General features: G+C 64.2%; 15 protein-coding genes. 10 read left to right on the forward strand and 5 right to left on the reverse strand.

Features of this window, described 5'->3' with window-relative positions; genetic code table 11:
- Positions 1–157 precede the first annotated feature (157 nt).
- Genes ilvA through Q3Y64_RS13210 form a run of 3 tightly spaced genes read left to right on the forward strand, consistent with a single transcriptional unit; the run spans position 158 to position 3271 of the window.
- Positions 158–1684, forward strand: a complete 1527-nt coding sequence (ilvA, locus tag Q3Y64_RS13200) for a threonine ammonia-lyase, biosynthetic (RefSeq protein ID WP_303562498.1) — start codon at positions 158–160, stop codon at positions 1682–1684.
- Positions 1685–1723: 39 nt separating this feature from the next.
- Entirely contained in the window at positions 1724–2092 is a 369-nt protein-coding gene (locus Q3Y64_RS13205) for a VOC family protein (protein WP_170022332.1), read from the forward strand.
- Positions 2093–2107: 15 nt separating this feature from the next.
- Positions 2108–3271 carry an AAA family ATPase gene (locus Q3Y64_RS13210; protein WP_303562502.1) on the forward strand — a complete coding sequence of 388 codons (1164 nt, stop codon included), beginning with the start codon at positions 2108–2110 and terminating at the stop codon, positions 3269–3271.
- A 92-nt stretch (positions 3272–3363) separates the two neighbouring features.
- Here Q3Y64_RS13210 and Q3Y64_RS13215 read toward each other — a convergent pair whose 3' ends face one another.
- Positions 3364–5076 carry a diphosphate--fructose-6-phosphate 1-phosphotransferase gene (locus Q3Y64_RS13215; RefSeq protein ID WP_101940782.1) on the reverse strand — a complete coding sequence of 571 codons (1713 nt, stop codon included), beginning with the start codon at positions 5074–5076 and terminating at the stop codon, positions 3364–3366.
- Between the two features lie 127 nt (positions 5077–5203).
- Positions 5204–7162, reverse strand: coding sequence for a DUF4914 family protein (locus tag Q3Y64_RS13220; protein WP_101940781.1), 1959 nt, complete (start codon positions 7160–7162; stop codon positions 5204–5206).
- 214 nt (positions 7163–7376) lie between these two features.
- Here Q3Y64_RS13220 and mtgA point away from each other — a divergent pair, with 214 nt between their 5' ends.
- Both mtgA and corA read left to right on the forward strand, forming a co-directional pair.
- Positions 7377–8081, forward strand: a complete 705-nt coding sequence (mtgA, locus tag Q3Y64_RS13225; RefSeq protein ID WP_303562505.1) for a monofunctional biosynthetic peptidoglycan transglycosylase — start codon at positions 7377–7379, stop codon at positions 8079–8081.
- 82 nt (positions 8082–8163) lie between these two features.
- Positions 8164–9504 (forward strand): magnesium/cobalt transporter CorA, encoded by a 1341-nt coding sequence (gene corA, locus Q3Y64_RS13230; RefSeq protein ID WP_217423411.1) that lies wholly within the window; start codon positions 8164–8166, stop codon positions 9502–9504.
- A 76-nt stretch (positions 9505–9580) separates the two neighbouring features.
- Here corA and Q3Y64_RS13235 read toward each other — a convergent pair whose 3' ends face one another.
- Together Q3Y64_RS13235 and aroE are read right to left on the reverse strand one after the other, a co-directional pair.
- Positions 9581–10351 (reverse strand): sulfite exporter TauE/SafE family protein, encoded by a 771-nt coding sequence (locus Q3Y64_RS13235; protein WP_303562510.1) that lies wholly within the window; start codon positions 10349–10351, stop codon positions 9581–9583.
- A 92-nt stretch (positions 10352–10443) separates the two neighbouring features.
- Positions 10444–11268 carry a shikimate dehydrogenase gene (gene aroE / locus Q3Y64_RS13240; RefSeq protein ID WP_303562512.1) on the reverse strand — a complete coding sequence of 275 codons (825 nt, stop codon included), beginning with the start codon at positions 11266–11268 and terminating at the stop codon, positions 10444–10446.
- Positions 11269–11368: 100 nt separating this feature from the next.
- On the opposite strand from aroE, the gene Q3Y64_RS13245 reads away from it, so the two are divergent.
- The 5 genes from Q3Y64_RS13245 (at position 11369) to Q3Y64_RS13265 (ending at position 16541) form a co-directional block, all read left to right on the forward strand.
- Positions 11369–12262, forward strand: coding sequence for a LysR substrate-binding domain-containing protein (locus Q3Y64_RS13245; RefSeq protein ID WP_303562514.1), 894 nt, complete (start codon positions 11369–11371; stop codon positions 12260–12262).
- Positions 12263–12308: 46 nt separating this feature from the next.
- The gene (locus Q3Y64_RS13250) at positions 12309–12749 is read left to right on the forward strand and encodes a Fur family transcriptional regulator (RefSeq protein WP_101940775.1); all 441 of its coding nucleotides are present in this window, start codon (positions 12309–12311) and stop codon (positions 12747–12749) included.
- Positions 12746–13528, forward strand: coding sequence for a ZIP family metal transporter (locus Q3Y64_RS13255; protein ID WP_101940774.1), 783 nt, complete (start codon positions 12746–12748; stop codon positions 13526–13528). Before Q3Y64_RS13250 ends, Q3Y64_RS13255 begins: the two co-directional genes overlap by 4 nt.
- On the forward strand, positions 13518–14582 hold the full coding sequence (locus Q3Y64_RS13260) for a GTP-binding protein (protein WP_303562518.1): 1065 nt from the start codon (positions 13518–13520) through the stop codon (positions 14580–14582). Before Q3Y64_RS13255 ends, Q3Y64_RS13260 begins: the two co-directional genes overlap by 11 nt.
- A 300-nt stretch (positions 14583–14882) precedes the next feature.
- The gene (locus Q3Y64_RS13265; RefSeq protein ID WP_303562519.1) at positions 14883–16541 is read left to right on the forward strand and encodes a hypothetical protein; all 1659 of its coding nucleotides are present in this window, start codon (positions 14883–14885) and stop codon (positions 16539–16541) included.
- On the opposite strand, the gene phoR is transcribed toward Q3Y64_RS13265, so the two are convergent.
- A complete protein-coding gene (gene phoR, locus Q3Y64_RS13270; protein ID WP_303562521.1) occupies positions 16492–17769 on the reverse strand; it encodes a phosphate regulon sensor histidine kinase PhoR in 1278 nt (425 codons plus the stop codon). The two genes, Q3Y64_RS13265 and phoR, sit on opposite strands and share 50 nt — an antisense overlap.

Genomic DNA, 17769 nt, shown 5'->3' on the forward strand with positions numbered 1-17769 from the left:
CGGCGCGAGAGGGAGAAGGCTCAGCCGCCAGGCTTGCCCTGCGGGCAGGATGGAAACGGGGCGGGAGCCGCATGCTAGCAAAAGGGTCTGCTGTGCGCATGTGCTCGGCACGCCAAGTCGCCATAATGGAGCCTGCATTCCCTGCTGGCTCCGCGACATGCCCTCCGAACACCTGCCCGACGATTACCTGGTGCGCATCCTCGATGCGCGCGTCTATGAAGCCGCCAGCGAAACCCCGCTCGACTTCGCCCCCAAGCTCTCGGCCAGCCTCGGCCATCAGGTGTGGATCAAGCGCGAGGACATGCAGCCGGTGTTCTCCTTCAAGTTGCGCGGGGCTTACAACAAGATGGCGCGGCTTAGCCCGGAGCAGCGCGCGCGCGGCGTGATCTGCGCCTCGGCCGGCAATCATGCGCAGGGCGTGGCGATGTCCGCGCAGAAGCTCGGTTGCCGCGCGGTGATCGTGATGCCGCTGGCGACACCGGCGATCAAGGTGGAGGCGGTGCGCGCGCGCGGCGGCGAAGTGGTGCTGGCCGGCGACTCTTACGACGACGCCTATGCCCGGGCGCGCGAACTCGAAGCACGCGACGGTCTGACTTTTGTTCATCCTTTCGATGACCCGGATGTCATCGCCGGGCAGGGCACGATAGGTGTGGAGATCCTGCGCCAGCACTCAGGCCATATCGACGCCGTGTTCTGCGCGGTGGGCGGCGGCGGCCTGCTCGCCGGCGTGGCGGCCTACATCAAACGGATCCGCCCGGGTACGCGCCTGATCGGCGTCGAAGCCGTGGACTCCGATGCCATGGCGCAATCACTGGCCGCCGGCAAGCGCATCCAGCTCGCCCAGGTCGGCCTGTTTGCCGACGGCGCGGCCGTGAAGCTGGTGGGCGAAGAAACGTTCAGGCTATGCCTTCAGTATGTGGATGAAATCGTGCTCGTGGATAACGACGCGATCTGCGCGGCGATCAAGGATGTGTTCGAGGACACCCGTTCGATCCTGGAACCTGCCGGCGCACTCGCGCTGGCCGGAGCCAAGGCCTGGCTGGCACGCGAAGGCGGCAGCGGACGCAGCGTGGTGGCAGTGGCCAGCGGCGCCAACATGAATTTCGACCGCCTGCGTTTCGTGGCCGAGCGCGCCGAGCTTGGCGAGCAGCGCGAAGCCGTGCTGGCGGTGACGATTCCCGAGCAGCCCGGCAGCTTCAAGGCTTTCTGTCGCCTGCTCGGCGGGCGCAATGTCACCGAGTTCAACTACCGCCTGAGCGAAGGTGCCGAGGCACACGTTTTCGTCGGCGTCTCGATCGCCCGGCGCGCGGAAGCCAGCGAGCTGGTCGCGCAGCTCGCCACTGCCGGCCTGCCGGCGCTGGACCTGACCGACGACGAGATGGCCAAGACCCACACCCGCTACATGGTGGGCGGCCGTGCGCCGCATGCGCAGAACGAGCGCATCTACCGCTTCATCTTCCCCGAGCGCCCCGGCGCCCTCCTGCGCTTTCTCGATAATCTGCGCTCGGACTGGAACATCAGCCTCTTCCACTACCGCAACCACGGCGCGGACTTCGGCCGGGCGCTGGTGGGCATGCAGGTGCCGCCCGAGGATGCGGCCGAGTTCGAAGCTTTCCTCGCCCGCGTCGGCTACGACTGCGTGGAGGAAACTGCCAACCCGGCCTACCGACTGTTCCTGCGCTGAGCGCGCAGCGCCCCCGCTTCAAACCTCAAGGAGTTCAGCATGATCGGTTACGTCACCCTCGGTACCCAGGACCTCGCCCGCGCCTCGGCTTTCTACGATGCGCTTTTTGCCAGCATCGGCGCCAAGCGCCAGTGGGAGTCCGAACGCAGCGCCGCCTGGGGCATGGATGACAGCAGCCCCGCACTGGGCGTGATCAAGCCCTTCGACGGTCAGCCCGCAACGGTTGGCAACGGCACCATGGTGGCGCTCGTCATGCCCAGCCGCGAAGCAGTGGATGCCTTCTATGCCAAAGCCATCAAACTGGGCGCAGCAGATGAAGGCAAACCCGGCCCGCGCGGCAGCAGCGGCTACTACGGCGCCTACTTCCGTGATCCGGATGGCAACAAGATCGCGGCGTATCACGACTGAGCGGGGGCACCGCCCATGATCGAAACCCTGGCCATCAGTGGCTACCGCTCGATTCGCGAGCTGGCCGTTCCACTGCAGCGTCTGAATGTTGTGACGGGCGCCAACGGCAGTGGCAAGTCCAGCCTGTATCGTGCCTTGCGCCTGCTGGCCGAGGCGGCACAGGGTGGGCTGATCGCTGCGCTGGCGCGCGAGGGCGGTTTTGATTCGACGCTCTGGGCGGGGCCGGAAAATCCCTCGGCCGCCGTGCGGCGCGGGGAATTCCCGCTCCAGGGCACGCGGCGCAACAGGCCGGTCGCGCTCAGGCTCGGTTTTGCGGGCGAGGCGTTCTCCTGCGCGTTCGAGCTGGGCCTGCCGGTGCCGAGCCTCTCAGCCTTCAGTGGCGACCCGCAGATCAAACTGGAGTCGATCTGGAGCGGTGCCCGGCCGCGCCCGGCCGCCATGCTGGTCGAGCGCCATGGCAATTTCGTGCAGGCGCGCGGCGAGGATGGCGAGTGGCAGGTGCTCGACAGCAGCCTGCCCGCCTTCGAGAGTCTCTTCAGCCGGCTCGCCGATCCGCAACGTGCGCCGGAAGTGCTGGCCCTGCGCGAGAGCATCCGCTCCTGGCGTTTCTACGATCATTTCCGCACGGATGCCGCAGCACCTGCGCGGCAGGCCCAGATCGGCACCTATACACCGGTGCTGGGGCACGATGGCGCCGACCTGGCCGCTGCCCTGCAGACCATTCGCGAAATCGGTGACGCAAACGCACTTGAAGCCGCCATCGATGATGCCTTCCCGGGCTCCTCGATCGAGATCGGTCGGGCCGGCCGGCGCTTTGAACTGCAGGTGCATCAAGCGGGTCTCTTGCGTCCGCTGGAAGCGGCCGAGCTTTCGGATGGCACGCTGCGCTACCTGCTGCTGGTAGCTGCACTGCTCACCCCTCGCCCGCCGCAGCTGATGGTGCTCAACGAACCCGAGACCAGTTTGCATCCCGATCTGCTGCCGGCGCTGGGGCGACTTATCCGTCATGCAGCACAGCATTCGCAGCTGATCGTCGTCTCGCACGCCGCGCGCCTGGTGGCCGCACTGGAAGATGATCCGGACTGCAACACCCTGCAGCTCATCAAGGAGCATGGCGAAACCCGCTTGCAGGGTGCTTCGCTGCTGGACGCCGGGCGCTGGAAGTGGCCGGAAAGGTAGTTCTGTTTTCCAACGCCCGACGCCTCCTCCGCACCATGAAAAAGGCCCGCTCTTTCGAACGGGCCTTTTCGTTTTCCGGCGTCTGAAGCGGCTTATTCGCCGATCTTGAAGAGCAGCGAGTCAGCGCCATCGTTCAATGCCACAGTCATCGGCATCTGTTTGGCCGCCGGGCCCCACAGCTGGCGCGGACCGGGCGAGGCGAAGAGATCATCCGCCGCCCAGGCTTCGCGGCGCGAAACGAAAAATTTCATCGCCGGCGCGCTGGTGCGTACCAGCGCCTTTTCGATCACGTATTCATCCTTGCCGTGGCGGCGCTCGATGTTGAGCAGGCCGGAGAGCGGGATCGCCAGCGGCTCGCCACCGGCGCTGAGGCCGGACACGCTGGCCATGTAACCGGTACGGCCGTCGAGGATCAGGGCACCCACGGTGAGGCCCAGGTTCCAGGTGTAGGCGGCATCGAACAGGGTCGGCGCACCACAGCGACCTTCGTAGCCGAAGAAGTGGTGATGGGTGGCAAAGGGCACTTCCGGCGCGACTTGCTGCAGGCGTGCGCGCACCATGTCGCTCAGGAGTTGCTCGGTGGGAATCAACGACACCTGCAGGTTGCCGTGCGAATCACGATCAGCCAGCAGCATGTTGATGATGTAGCCGGGCAGCGAGCTGAACAGCGCGCTGTTGGCGGCCGAAAGCTTGGCGGCCACGAAAGCCGGGCGGGCATCCACCGGCAGCGCGGCAAAGGCCTCGGCGTGATGCGCAAGGCTGTCGTTGAGTTCGGCGATCAGCGCATTCATCTCGGGGATGAATTCGATCAAGCCTTCCGGCACCAGGACCACACCGTGCTTGAGTTTCTTGCTGCGGTAACGATCGATGACCGCGTTGGCAATCTGCTCGACGATGGCGGAGAGCGACAGCTTCTTCTCAGCGACCTCTTCTGAGATCAAGGTCACGGCGGGCTTCACCTGCAGCGCGACTTCGAGGGTCACGTGCGAAGCGGAGCGACCCATCAGTTTGATGAAGTGCCAGTATTTGATCGAGGAGCGGGTGTCTTGCAGGATGTTGCCAGCCAGCTCGGCATAGATGCGCGTAGCGGTGTCGAAGCCGAAGGAAATCGGCAGCAGGCCGGGCACCTGCAGATCGCCGTCGATGGTCTTGGGCGCGCCGATCACCTGCACGCCGGAGCCGTCGGCCTTGATGCCTGAGAACAGGAACTCGGCGAGGATCGCGGCGTTGGTGTTGGAGTCGTCACCGCCGATGATGACGATGGCGTCCAGATTGTGCGTAATGCAGGTCTGCTTGACTTGCTCGAACTGCTCGGGCGTCTTGATCTTGGTGCGATCAGTGCCGAGGAAGTCGAAACCACCGGTATTCAGGATGCTGGCCACATCGGCATCGGTGATCTCGAACAGTTTGCCTTCCAGCAAACCCTTGGGGCCGCCTTTCACCCCGAACAGGGTGTTGTCTGCACCAAGCATCTTTTTGATGCCGCACAGCACGTTGTGCCCGCCCGCGGCGGGGCCGCCCGAGAACAGGGCCGCAACGCGCTTGCCGGAAACGCGTGGGCTCGCCGGGCCGGCCACGCGCAGCACGGCATTGCCCGAGGCCTTCACGCTCTGTGCGAAGTGTTGGGCCACGGTGGCGCTATCCTTGGTCGTCAGCACCTGGCTGCTCGCGGCAAAGGCGATGGCCTGGGGCGCTGCCGCCGTGCCAAAGGCGTTGCAGGTGGGCAGGGGCAGCTGGCGAACTTCGTTTTCGAAGACGGAACGATGGCTTTCCATCTGCTGCAATTGGGCGGCGAGTGTGCTCATGGCAGGGGTCTCTCGTGGTTCTGACGCGGAGGTTCTGGATATGAAACAGCCGGCAAAGCCGGCTGTTTGAATGACGCCATTTTAAACCTGGACGGTTACAAGCGGCGTTCCGGTTTTTCGGGGCCGATCAGCCCTTGAACATCTGGTGCGGAATCAGCTTCCAGTAATCCTCTTGCGAAGCATCGTCCAGACAGGCCTGGATGATCTTGCGGCCCAGCGGGTCCAGATCCGGCGTAAGGAAGGGGGTCAGCTCGCGCTTGAAGAACTCGCGCCACATCTGCGCGCCATGTTCAAACACTTCTGGGCCACCTTCCAGCTGGGTCTGCACATGCAGCAGCACCGGTGGGATCATCGAGCCTTCAACCTTCACCTGACGCGGCACATAGCCCAACAGCGAGCACGGCGACTCGACCAGCTCTTCGCGGTGGAAACGCGCCGAGCCACGGCGGGCCAGGTATTCGCGCACGATCCACTCGGACATGAAGCCCACGTGCCAGGCGCCGATGTTCTGGTTCGGGATCAGCACATGGCGGGTTTCAGTATTGGCGACGATCTGGCGCAGCAGCAGGTTGGCCTGATCGACACGGCGACCGGTACAGAAGGCCCAGTAGGAGCCCACGCCTTCGCACTGCATTCCACCAGCCGCCGAATCCTGGATCGACGGGTTGGCGTGGCCGCGCGGCGCAGCCAGACGCCACAGCCAGGCCAGTGCCGGGCTCAGCACGTGGAGCATGCCGAGGATGCCGTAGAGCTGACTATCTTTGTGGGTGGGCGGGCAACGCACACCAAAGGAGCGGATGTTCACCGCTACCGGCCCTTCCTGCACGTCATGCACCATATCGCGCGGAATGATCAGGCGCGGGTTCGGGCAGGGCTTGCCCGGAGAGTCTTCAATGTGTTCCCACAAAAGCGCCTGGCCGCCGGGCACGATGTAGTGGTTCAGGAAGATCAGCGGACGCTCGGGGTGCATCACCAGACGCTCAAGGTGCGGATCGGTGCCGTAGCCCTTGATGTGATCGACGCGCACGAACCAGCCGGCTTCCGCATCCTTGATGTTGAGCTTGGTCTGGCCTTCGTTGTAGTGCGGGTGAGCACAGGCCATGTCGTCGGCCATCGGGTTCAGATGGCAGGCTTCCGGCAGGTTCAGGGTGCGCTGCTCACCGGTCACGACGTTCTTGCCCAGCAGCAGGCGGCCGTCTTCCATGCGGTGCACATGCTCGGTCATCTCGCTCTTGCCGCCGCCCGAGGCGCCTTCGTGCATGATGATGGTCTGGTTGTCGTAGGGGGTAACCACGCCCACCGCGGCGCAGTGGTTGGTGGTCCAGCCTTCGCGCTCACCAATGTCCAGCAGCAGCGAGTACACGCCCTTCTTGGCCGAAGGACCGGGATAGAGGTTGTAGGCGAAGATTTCCTGATGCGTCTCGGAGCGTGCGTGCACCACCACCTGCTTGCCATCGAAATGGGTATGGCGGAAGGGCGGAGCGATGAAGATCGCGCCACCGGCAAGCTTGAAGTTGGACGGCACCTGGCTGTTCGGGATCATGCCCTGCAGGTCAGCCAGGGCGCCGGCAAAGAAAGCCGCGCCCTTGGGCACGATAGCCAGCGCGCCATAGCCCAGTTCATCGGGGCCGGCGTAAAACGGAACGACGATCAGTTCCTGGGTCTTGAGCCAGTCGAGCGTCTTCTGGCGCATCTTGTCGAAGCTCTCGCCGAAACGCTCCTGATAGGTCGGCTTGTCGGTCGGCAGCTTGTCGCCGATGACCATCGCATCCGGATCGCGGCGGCGCATCTTGGGATCGATGAAGTTGATGCAGATGCCGTTGCGCGCCTTGGTAACGGTGGCCTCCGCCACATAGCCCTTGCCCGGCACGTCGAAACCGACCTCGACCTCGCCCTTGTCTTCACGGTTAGCGTGGCGCCAGTCCGTCTCACCCGGCTTGCGGTTCAGCGCCCAATTGAGCAGATCTTCGCGACATTCGGCCACGTAGATGGCCGGAGCGGCACTGAGCACTTCGATGACGTGCGCCGGCAAGCCCAGCTTGGGCCAGTCGTTCTTGAAATCGATGGGTTTGATTGTTTGCGTCATGGTCGGTAAGGGCCTGGCGTTGAGAGGCGGCAGCCGGAACAGCGCTACCACCAAGGGAAACCCCGAAGGATACAGGGACTCCCAAGCGAGTTGTTGACCTGACCCGGGTAGAGCGCGAGGGCCGTGCAAGCGCTCCGACGCTTGCCTCAAGGCGCCCGCTCTGCAATGCTTGGCGCCGCTTTTCCTCTGCTTGCCTTCCGCTGTTCGGGCCCTTATGAAACTTCTCCTCCTGTGGGTGCGCCGCCTCTTGCTGGCAACCCTGCTCCTCCTCTTGGCCTGGCACCTGTGGTTGCTGGGCTGGGTTCTGTGGTGGAAGTGGGTCGATCCGGGCTATACCAGCTTCATGCTGATTCGCCTGGCCGAGCTGCAGGTGAAGGATCCGGCGGCCCGCCTCAAGCACCAGTGGGTGCCTTACGGAAAGATTTCGATCCATCTGAAACGAGCCGTGGTCGCAGCCGAAGACGACACTTTCGTGGATCACGATGGCTTCGATCTGGAAGGTATCCAGAAAGCGCTAGAAAAGAATGACAAGAAAGGCCGGGTGGTGGCGGGGGGCTCCACCATCAGCCAGCAGCTGGCCAAGAACCTGTTTCTGTGGTCCGGCAGCACGCGCTTCGAGAAGTATTCGCGCAAGGCGCTGGAAGTACCGGCCACGCTGATGATCGAAGCCTTGTGGGACAAGCGCCGGATCCTCGAGGTCTATCTGAACTCGGTGGAATGGGGCAATGGCATCTTCGGCGCAGAAGCGGCTGCGCGCCGCTACTTCGGCACCGGTGCGGGCCAGCTCGCGCCGGCCCAGGCCGCACGCCTTGCCGTGATGCTGCCCAACCCGCGCAAATACGAAAAGAACTACTCGCCGCGCCTGGCCGCCCACGCAGCGCGCGTGCAAGCACGCATGGCGGGCTCCGAAGTGCCCTGAGCAGCCTTGGCAAAGGCCGCCAGGAAACTGCTGCATCGCGACATTCACGCGTAGAATTCCGCCTTTATAACGAGGCCTCGCCATGACCGAAAACGAAGACCTCCAGCCCGAAGTCGATGAAAACGAGCTCTTCCAGCAACACTTGCTGGAAGTGCAGGGCCTGCTCGGCCGTCATCGCCTGGTTGAGGACCTGGTCAGGCGCCAGGAGATGCCCCGCCACGACCTGGTGGACGGCCTCGTACACCGCCAGAATCTGGTCGAGCTGCAGAAAAAACTCGACACCCTCGACGCCGCCGAGATCGCCCGCATCCTCGAAGCCCTGCCGCACAACGAGAGCGTGGTGGTGTGGGAGCTGGTCAAGGCCGCGCGCGGGGAAGAAATTCTCGACGAACTCTCGTCGGACGATTTCCGCGACACCCTCACCTCGGAACCCGAGCAGCCCGAGCGCAAGCCGCTGATGCTCAACGCCTTCGAGCTGCACAACGGGCGCCTGCGTCAGATCAACATCGAGACGCGCGCCGCGCTGGCTGCCGCCAAGCCGATCTGGGTGGACCTGATCGCGCCGGACAAGGAAGAGCTGGAGTGGGTAAAGCAGGTGTTCGGCCTCTCCCTGCCGGATCCGGAAGACCTCACCGACCTTGAAGAATCGGCGCGCTTCTACATCGAGGATGAGAGCGAGCAGATCCATCTGCACTCGGACTTCCTGCTCGACAAGGCCGATGAATCGCGCAACGTGGCGGTGGCCTTCGTGCTCCATCACGGCATCCTGTTTTCGATCCGCAACGAAGAGCTGCCGGTGTTCCGCCTGCAGCGCCTGCGTGCACGTATCCAGCCGGGCTATGTGTCCGACGGCAAGGACGTGCTGCTCGACCTCTACGCCGCCGATGTGGAGTACTCCGCCGACACCCTCGAAGATGTGTATGCCTCGCTCGAGGCCGTCGGCAAGCAGGTGCTCAGCACCGAGATGACCGACACCCAGGCCGCCAAGATCCTCGCCGCGATTGCCGCCGAGGAAGATCTCAACGGCCGCATCCGACGCAACGTGATGGACACGCGCCGGGCCCTGTCCTTCCTGATCCGCGGCAAGTTCCTATCCAAGGACCAGCAGGAAGATGCACGCCAGATCCTGCGCGACATCGAGTCGCTGGACGGCCACACCGCCTTTCTGTTCGACAAGATCAACTTCCTGATGGATGCCACGGTCGGCTTCATCAACATCAACCAGAACAAGATCATCAAGATCTTCTCGGTGGCCAGCGTGGCCATGCTGCCACCGACCCTGATCGCCAGCCTCTACGGCATGAACTTCAAGTACATGCCCGAGCTGGAGTGGAGCCACGGCTACGCCTTCGCCCTGCTCCTGATGCTGTTCTCGGTGCTCGTCCCCTTCTGGTACTTCAACAAGAAGGGCTGGTTGCGCTGAAATACCGCATCAAGCGGCAGCGTTTTCGGTAGCGCGGGAACGTCCTGCGCGTTTTAGCTGCAAAGCAAGTCTTGCCTTACAGCCACCCGCGCAAGGTCTCCCAGGCCAGCTTGGCCAGGAGGCTCACCGCCAGGATCAGAAACAAGCGCCTGATCCATTGATTCCCGCCGCGCATGGCCAGGCGCGAACCGACCACCGAACCGCAGATCGCGGCCACTCCCAGCGGCACGGCCAGCTCATAGGCCACCATGCCCGCCGGCACCAGGAACACCAGGGTGGCGGCATTGGTGCCGAAGTTCACGACCTTGGCGCAAGCCGTGGCGCGCAGGAAATCAAAGTGGAAGAAGCGCACGAACAGGAACAGCAGGAAGCTGCCAGTACCGGGGCCGATGAAGCCATCGTAGAAGCCCAGCGCCAGGCCCAGTGCGGCCCCCTTGATCAGGTCGGCGCGGGTCGGGGTGCGGCTGGTATCCAGATGCCCCAGCTGTGGCCGGAACCAGGTGTAGACCAGCATGATGGCCAGCACCACGATGATCACCGGCCGCATCCACTGACTGGGCATCAGGTCCAGCATGCGCACACCGAGATAGGAGCCGGCAAAGGCGGTGATCACGGTGGGCAGCATCAGGCGCCAGGGCAGGTCCATCTTCGCCGCGTACTGGCGGATCGACATGGCATGGCCCATCACCGAGGAGAACTTGTCCACGCCCATGATCTGGGCCGGTGAGAAGCTCGTCAGCACGCTGTAGAAAGCGGGAATACCGATCAGGCCACCGCCACCGATAGCCGCATTGATGGCCCCGGTGATGAAGGAAATGGGCAGCAGGATCAGGAGTTCGTGGGTCACTGTTCGGGAAGCGATGTATGGGGTGATGATGTAGGGCGGACTTGAGTCCGCCACTCACATGTGGCGTGCGGCTGAAGCCGCACCTACAGGAATCATGCAGAGCGCAACGCTGCGATCACGGGTGCGGTATCCGGGCGCTGGCCGCGCCACAGGAAGAAGCATTCGGCGCCCTGCTCCACCACCATGCCCAGACCATCAGCCGTCTGGCCCACACCGGCGGCTCGCGCGGCGAGCACGAAGGCGGTCGGCTCTTTCTTGTAGGCCATGTCGTAGGCGAGCGACTCCTTGTCCCACACGCCAGCCGGCAGGGGCGGCACGTCATTGGTCATAGAGGACGCCGAGCCGTTGATGATCACATCGAAGCGGCCACTGATATCGGCAAACCCTCCCCCTGCGAGCTGGATGCTGCCGGCCTCACTGCCAAACTCGGCGGCCAGTTCGACGGCCTTGCTGGCGGTGCGGTTGGCGATGAAGATCTCGGCCGGCTGCTCGTCAAACAGCGGCAGCAGGGTGCCGCGCACCGCGCCACCGGCGCCGAGCAGCAGCACGCGTGCCCCCTTGAGCGAGCGGCCGAGGTTGTGGGTGATGTCGCGCATGATGCCGAAGCCGTCGGTGTTGTCGCCGAGGATCGTGCCGTCGTCCCGCAGCGTGAACATGTTGATGGCGCCGGCCGCGCGGCCACGCGGGGTCAGCTCATCCGCCAGTTCGAAGGCTTCGAGCTTGAAGGGCATGGTGATGTTCATGCCTTTGCCGCCGCTCTTCTGGAATTCGCGCACGCCAGCCACGAAGCCATCCAGCTCACCAAGAATCGCGCCGTACGCCATGTCCTGCCCGCACTGCTGTGCAAAGGCGGTCTGCAGGGCCGGCGACTTGGCCTGGGCGATGGGGTTGCCGATGATGGCGTAGCGATCAGTCATGGAGCGACTCCTGCAATGTTCGGGGATGGCGGATCTTAGGTTTGGGCTAACCAGCTGTCCAATATATATTTCAGGATGAATTGATCGCCTGGAGATATGAATGGAGCTGCGCCACCTGCGCTACTTCGTGGCCGTTGCCGAGGAGCTGCATTTCACGCGAGCCGCGGCCCGCCTGCACATTGGCCAGCCGCCCCTGTCGCAGCAGATCCAGGCGCTTGAGGCGGAGCTGGGTGTGAGCCTGTTTCATCGCACCCGACGCAGCGTGCAACTGACCGAGGCTGGTCGGCATCTGCTCGAGCGGGCACGCACCATCCTCGCCGCCAGCACGGACGTGGCGGCCGAATTGCAGCGCATCGCACGCGGCGAGAGCGGTGAATTGCGCATTGCCTTCACCTCCAGCGGCCTGCTGATCCCGGAGCTGCGCAGTGCCCTGAAGACCTATCGCCAACGCTACCCCGGCGTGAGCCTGCGCCTCTCCGAGATGTATACCCACGCCCAGTTTGCCGCCCTGATCGCGGGTGAGCTGGATGTGGGCTTCGTACGCTACAACGAACCTGCCGCACCGGCCGGCCTGCGTCTGCAGCTGCTGCGCCGCGACCGCCTGTGCCTGATCCTGCCGGACGATCATCCGCTCGCCTCGCAGCCACGGATCCATCTCGCCGAGTGCCGCAACGAGGCCTTCATCGGCTACCCGGCCGGTGCCGGTGCCAGTCTGGTGGACTACCTGCAGGCGCTCTGCCGCAACGCGGGCTTCGAGCCGCACATCACCCAGGAAGCGCGTGAAGCACAGACCCAGATCGGCCTCGTTGCAGCCGGTATAGGGGTGGCGGTACTGGCCGAACCGCTGGCCCTGATCCGCGTGGAGGGAGTGCGATTCATTCCATTGGCTGACCCTGGCGCAGAAGTGTGCATGGCCCTGGCAACCCGGACCGAAGAGGCATCACCACGCGTACAAGGTTTCATGAACGGCTTGCTTCCGGCTCGCGTCGACTGATGCAACGGGGTTGCATCTGACCAGCACACATGTTCCAATCCGCCCCATGCCTGCCCAAGTCACCGCCAATTCCAGCCAGATCGAGCGCATCCACGCCCTCGGTGCGCGTGCGACGCCGGCGCGCATCGCCGTCCTGAAGCTGCTCGAAGCAGCCGAGCGCGCCCTGAGTCACCGCGAGATCGAAGAAGCGCTGGGCGCCGGCTTCGATCGCGTCACGCTCTACCGTGTGCTCGACTGGGCGGTGGAAGCCGGCCTCGCCCATCGCATCACCGATGTCGAGCGGGTCTTCCGTTTCAGTCTGGCCGCGCCGGATGCCGCCGCCCACGGCGAGCACGCCCATTTTCGCTGCGACTGCTGCGGCAAGGTTTTCTGCCTGGCTGACATCCCCGCCCCGCAACCGACACTGCCCGCCGGTTTTGCCGGCCGCGCCGTCGAGTACTGCATCACCGGGCAATGTGCCCGCTGTGACGAAAAAGAATCCACATGACCCTGCTCTCCATCCTTGCCGCCACCCTTGCCGGTGGCCTCCTCAGCGTCATCGCGGCCGGTCTGCTGATCGCAGGCTTCCCGCAACGCTGGCTACCGCGCCTGGTTGGCTTTGCCACCGGCGTACTGCTGGCCGTGGCGCTGCTTGACGTGTTGCCGGAGGCTTTCGAGTCCGGTGTCGAAGCACACGCCCTGTTCGTCACCCTGCTCGCTGGCCTGCTGGGCTTCTACGGGCTCGAACGCATCGCCCTGTGGCGCCATGCGCATGTGGACGAAGAAGGCCATGACCACCACTGTCCCAACCACGGCCACCATCATCACGCGGTGGGTAGCCACACCGTGGTTTCGGTGCTGATCGGCGATGGCTTTCACAATCTGGTCGACGGCGTACTGCTCGCTGCGGCCTTCCTGACCGATCCAGTGCTCGGCTGGAGCACCGCCTTCGCCGTGATCGCTCACGAAGTGCCACAGGAAGCCGGTGACTTTGCCATCCTGCGTGCCGCCGGCATGAGCACCCGGCGCGCCCTGCTGTGGAACGGCGTCTCCAGCCTCGCCTCGATTGCCGGTGGCCTGCTCGGCTACTTCGCGCTCTCCGGCATGGAAGGCCTGCTGCCCTACATCCTCACCGTCGCTGCAGCCAGCTTCCTCTACATCGCGATCTCCGATCTGTTGCCGATGCTGCGCCATGAACCGCATCGCCACACCTCGATCTGGCAAACCGTGGCCCTGCTCGCCGGCATCGCCGTGATTGCCCTCGGTTCGCTGGGCCATGGCCACTGACAAACGCATCCCGGTCGTTCTGCTGACCGGCTTTCTGGGAAGCGGCAAGACATCCCTGCTCAACACCCTGCTGCGGGCGCCGGAGATGGCCGGCGCGGCGGTGCTGATCAACGAGGTCGGCGCGGTGGGGCTGGATCACCTGCTGGTCGAGCAGGTTTCCGAAGACATCACCCTGCTCGAATCCGGCTGCCTGTGCTGCACCGTGCGCGGCGATCTGTCGCGCAGCCTGCGTGACCTGTTCATGCGCCGACTGAGACGTGAAATCGGCGCGCTGGACCGGGTGGTGATCGAAACCACCGGCCTCGCCGATCCGGCACCGGTGATCCATACCCTGCTCAAGGATTTTTTCCTCGCCGAGCGCTTCCGCCTCGAAGGCGTGATCACCACCGTCGATGTGCGCCACGTGCACTGGCAACTCGGCCAGCACCCGGAAGCCGTCAAGCAGGTGGCGATGGCTGACCGCGTGGTGCTCACCAAGTGCGATCTGGCGGACAGCCTGATGATTGCCGAAGCCGAAGAACGCGTGCGCGAACTCAATCCGGCGGCTGATCTGTGGCACGGCGAGCCCGGCAAACTGCCGTCAGGCCTGCTCGAAGGCATGAGCCTGTATGCGCCGGAAGGCAAGATGCCGGACGTTGCCCACTGGCTGAATGAATCCGCCATCCGCGAGCAGCAGCGCCTGAATGCCCGCCACGGCGTGTTCGGTCAGACCGCTCCGGCCGCAGCACTGCACGACGAAGCCATCAGCACCCATGTGCTGCATTTCAGCGAACCCTTCGCCTGGGGGGACTTCGCCCGCGCCCTGGATACCCTCCAGTCGGTCGTTGGCGAACACATCCTGCGTATCAAGGGCCTCGTGGCTGTCGAGGGCGAAGACCTCCCGCGAGTCATCCATGCCGTGCAGCACGAGCGCTATCCAGACAGCCAGCTGCCTGCCTGGCCGGACGAAGACCGGCGCAGCCGCCTTGTCTTCATCGTGCGCGAGTTGCCCCGCAGCGTGCTGGAGAAAGCCTTCTCCGCCTTCTGCTCAGCCCAGCCGGACGCCTCTATCTAAACGTTTGCGTGGCGCCCTGCCACGTCACCCCGGTATGCAACAGGCGTAATTGCGTGATCCATTTCACGCTTGCAGCCAAACCCCGCCCGAACGCGTCCGACGGGAGTCTATATTCCATTAGGGCTCACCCTTACGGGCAGCGCATCAGGACTCAATCTACGTCCCTTTGCGCCGTCAACCATACTAAGACGGGCGGGTAAACCGAGGCAGCAATGCTAGCGGCTTCAACCCGGATGTTGCGAGGCAGGCAAGCAGCTTTGCCGGCTGGCGTCAGGCAGTTCAATTACCAGGAATCGGCGCATGAACCTCATGCCCTTGAAGGCTCCGGCGAATATCGACTTCAATCAGCCCGCCCAGTGCCAGGCACTGCTGCGGCGGATCAGCGTCACCGATCTGGAAGAGGCCGGCCGCACCCTGATCCAGTTGCTTGAGGGCATGGCAGTAGCCAGCCCGCCCCCACTGGCCCAACTACAGGTACTGGAAGAAGCCCGCCAGACCCTCGATTACGTGCTCGGCGAGGTTTCAAAACGCTACGCTTCACGCCCGCTCCCCCCTTCCAGCCACGAAGAGGAGACGCTGCGTCAGGTCGTACGGCTATGGTCGCTGATGGCCACCAACTACGGCTTCGTGGCCCAGCGCGGCACACTGGCCGGCGATGGCAGTGTGGACGACAAGCGCGCCCTGATCGCCCAGCGCCGCATCCGTTATCACGCCCTGGCCATGACCGAGTACTTCCGTGCCCGCCAGGAAATGCCGGAAAACCTGTGGCTGGATCTGCACCAGCTCTTCGCCTCGGCAGAGCGCAGCGGCGTGGCCAGCACCCGTGTACCGGACGCACTGAACGAAACCTGGGGCGCCCAGAGTCCGCTCGAAGCCTATGTTGCTTTGCTGCTGACCGATGCGGCCAGCCCCTACAGTCGCACCCCGCGTGAGTTCCTGTGGGTCGTGCGCTGGGCCCAGCGCTTTGCGCCCTACTGCACTCTGCACACTGGCGGAGTGGGCACTAACACCAACCTCTACCTGTTGGAACCCGACAGTGACCACGGCCTGCGCCCGGCCGGCACGGTCGATCCCGCCGCAGTCGTCCGCAGCCTCGACACCACCAAGCTCGCAAGCCACATCCAGGCCGTCGTCAGTCAGCTCAAGAGCGGTGTTTCAGCCGCTTCGCTGGGCCTTGGTGACGACTGCGTGCAGCCGGCCTGCGCCCGCCTCATCGTATCGCTCTACCGCCCCTGGGGGCTGGCTTCTTCCGGCCGCAAATTCCCGCGCAAGCTGCTCCATGGCCAAGTCGAGGTGTGTACCGATCCGGTCGGCGTGGCCTATTTCCTCACCGGCAAGGCCTTCGAGCAACCCGAAGACGAGCAGATCCACTACAACGACTTCACCCGCACCGAAGCCATGCTGGCGCTGGGCGAGCGCGTCGAGCAGGCTGAAATGACGGATGCCCAGCTCACCGAACATGCCCTGAAATTGGGCTACGTACTGGAGCCATGGGATGTGCTGGATCAGTCCGTGGCGGGCTTCCGACTGATGCGGGCGCAGGGCGAATCACGCCTTGATCACCGCCAACTGATCGGCGTGCGCACCAACGCGCAAGAGCGGATCCTGCTGGCCGAGATCTGCTGGCTGCAATACTTGCAGAACGGCGCGCTGTGCTGCGGCATCTCGCTGATGCCGGGGCCACCCACGGTACAACCGGTGCGCCTGATCGATCCGCAACGCAAATCCCTGCGCGAACGCTTCAAACTAGGTTTCCTGATCCCGGGCGTCACCGCGCTGAAGACCGAACCGAGCTTGATCGTACCGGCAGGCTGGTATGTGTCGGATCGCCGCGTCGAGGTGCGCGCCGAAACTCCTTGGGTAGCACGCATGATCAAGCTCATCGCGCGTGGCGCGAATTTCGACCGGGTCAGCTTTGTACGGGAAGACGCAGTCGCTTCGCCGGAAAGCGCGCCGTAAAACAGCTCCCCTCACCCGGTTGGCTGCGGATCAGCAACAGCCCCTGGTGACGGTTCAGCACATGCTTGACGATGGCCAGACCAAGGCCGGTTCCACCAGTTTCACGCGAGCGGCCATGATCCACGCGGTAAAACCGCTCGGTCAGGCGGCTGATATGCTCCGGGCCGATACCAATGCCGTTGTCGGCCACTGCAAACTCCCCGCAGCCATCGGCCGCCACGCGCCAGCTCAGGCGGATCGTGCCGCCTTCCGGGGTATAGCGCACGGCATTGCTGGCAAGGTTGGAGAAAGCGCTGTGCAGTTCCTTCTGGCAGCCCAGCAGGGTTGCCGGCATTACTGCATCCAGCACGATGGCATGCTTTCCGGCTGACAGCTGTTCGGTCTCGTAGAGCACGCTGCGCACCAGTGCGCCGGCATCTACCGGATCTTCCACGCTGGTCAGCTGATTGGCCTGCAGGGTGGAGAGCTGAAGCAGATCGTCAACCAGACGCTGCATACGCTGCGACTGTTGCAGCGCTAGCCCGAGATAATGCTCGGATTCGCCGGGCGTGATGTCCTCACCCGCATCCAGCATGGTCTCGATGAAGCCATTAACCACGGTGAGCGGGGTCTTCAGTTCATGCGACACATTGGCCACGAAGTCGCGGCGCATCGTGTCCAGGCGTTCGAGCTGGGTAATGTCACGCGCCAGCACCATTTCCTGATCATCACCGAAAGGAATCACCTGCACCGCGAGGGTGAGCCCTTCCTGACGACTGCTGTGCAGCACCAGTGGCTCGCGCGTGAGCTCGGCCGGCGCGCGCAGGTAATTCACGAAAGTCGGCTCACGCACCAGGGTGGTAATCGCACGGCCCATGTCGCGTTCGCCATCGAGTCCAAAATAGCCCGCGGCGGCGGCATTGATCCATTCGATGGTGTGCTGGCGGCTCAGATAAATCACGCCATCCGGCAAGGCCTGGCTGGCCTCGCGAAACCGCGCCAGACTATGCGCCAGGCGTTCGCGCTGCTCGCGTTCGCTGCGCGCACGTCGCGCCAGACTGGCAAAGATGTAGTCCCAAACGCCAAAGGCCACTGGCGTAGGCGTACCAAGCGGCTTCTGGGCCCAGTTCACCAGCCGGGCCATGTGCCGCAGGTGGTGCAGCAGGATCAGCAGCAGCAGGCCGATCAGCAACAGCAGGGCCGTCAGCGGATCGAAGAACAACCACAGCAGACCGCCCGCCCCGAGCAC

It is taken from the genome of Uliginosibacterium sp. 31-12 (assembly GCF_030548425.1).
GTDB lineage: Bacteria > Pseudomonadota > Gammaproteobacteria > Burkholderiales > Rhodocyclaceae > Uliginosibacterium > Uliginosibacterium aquaticum.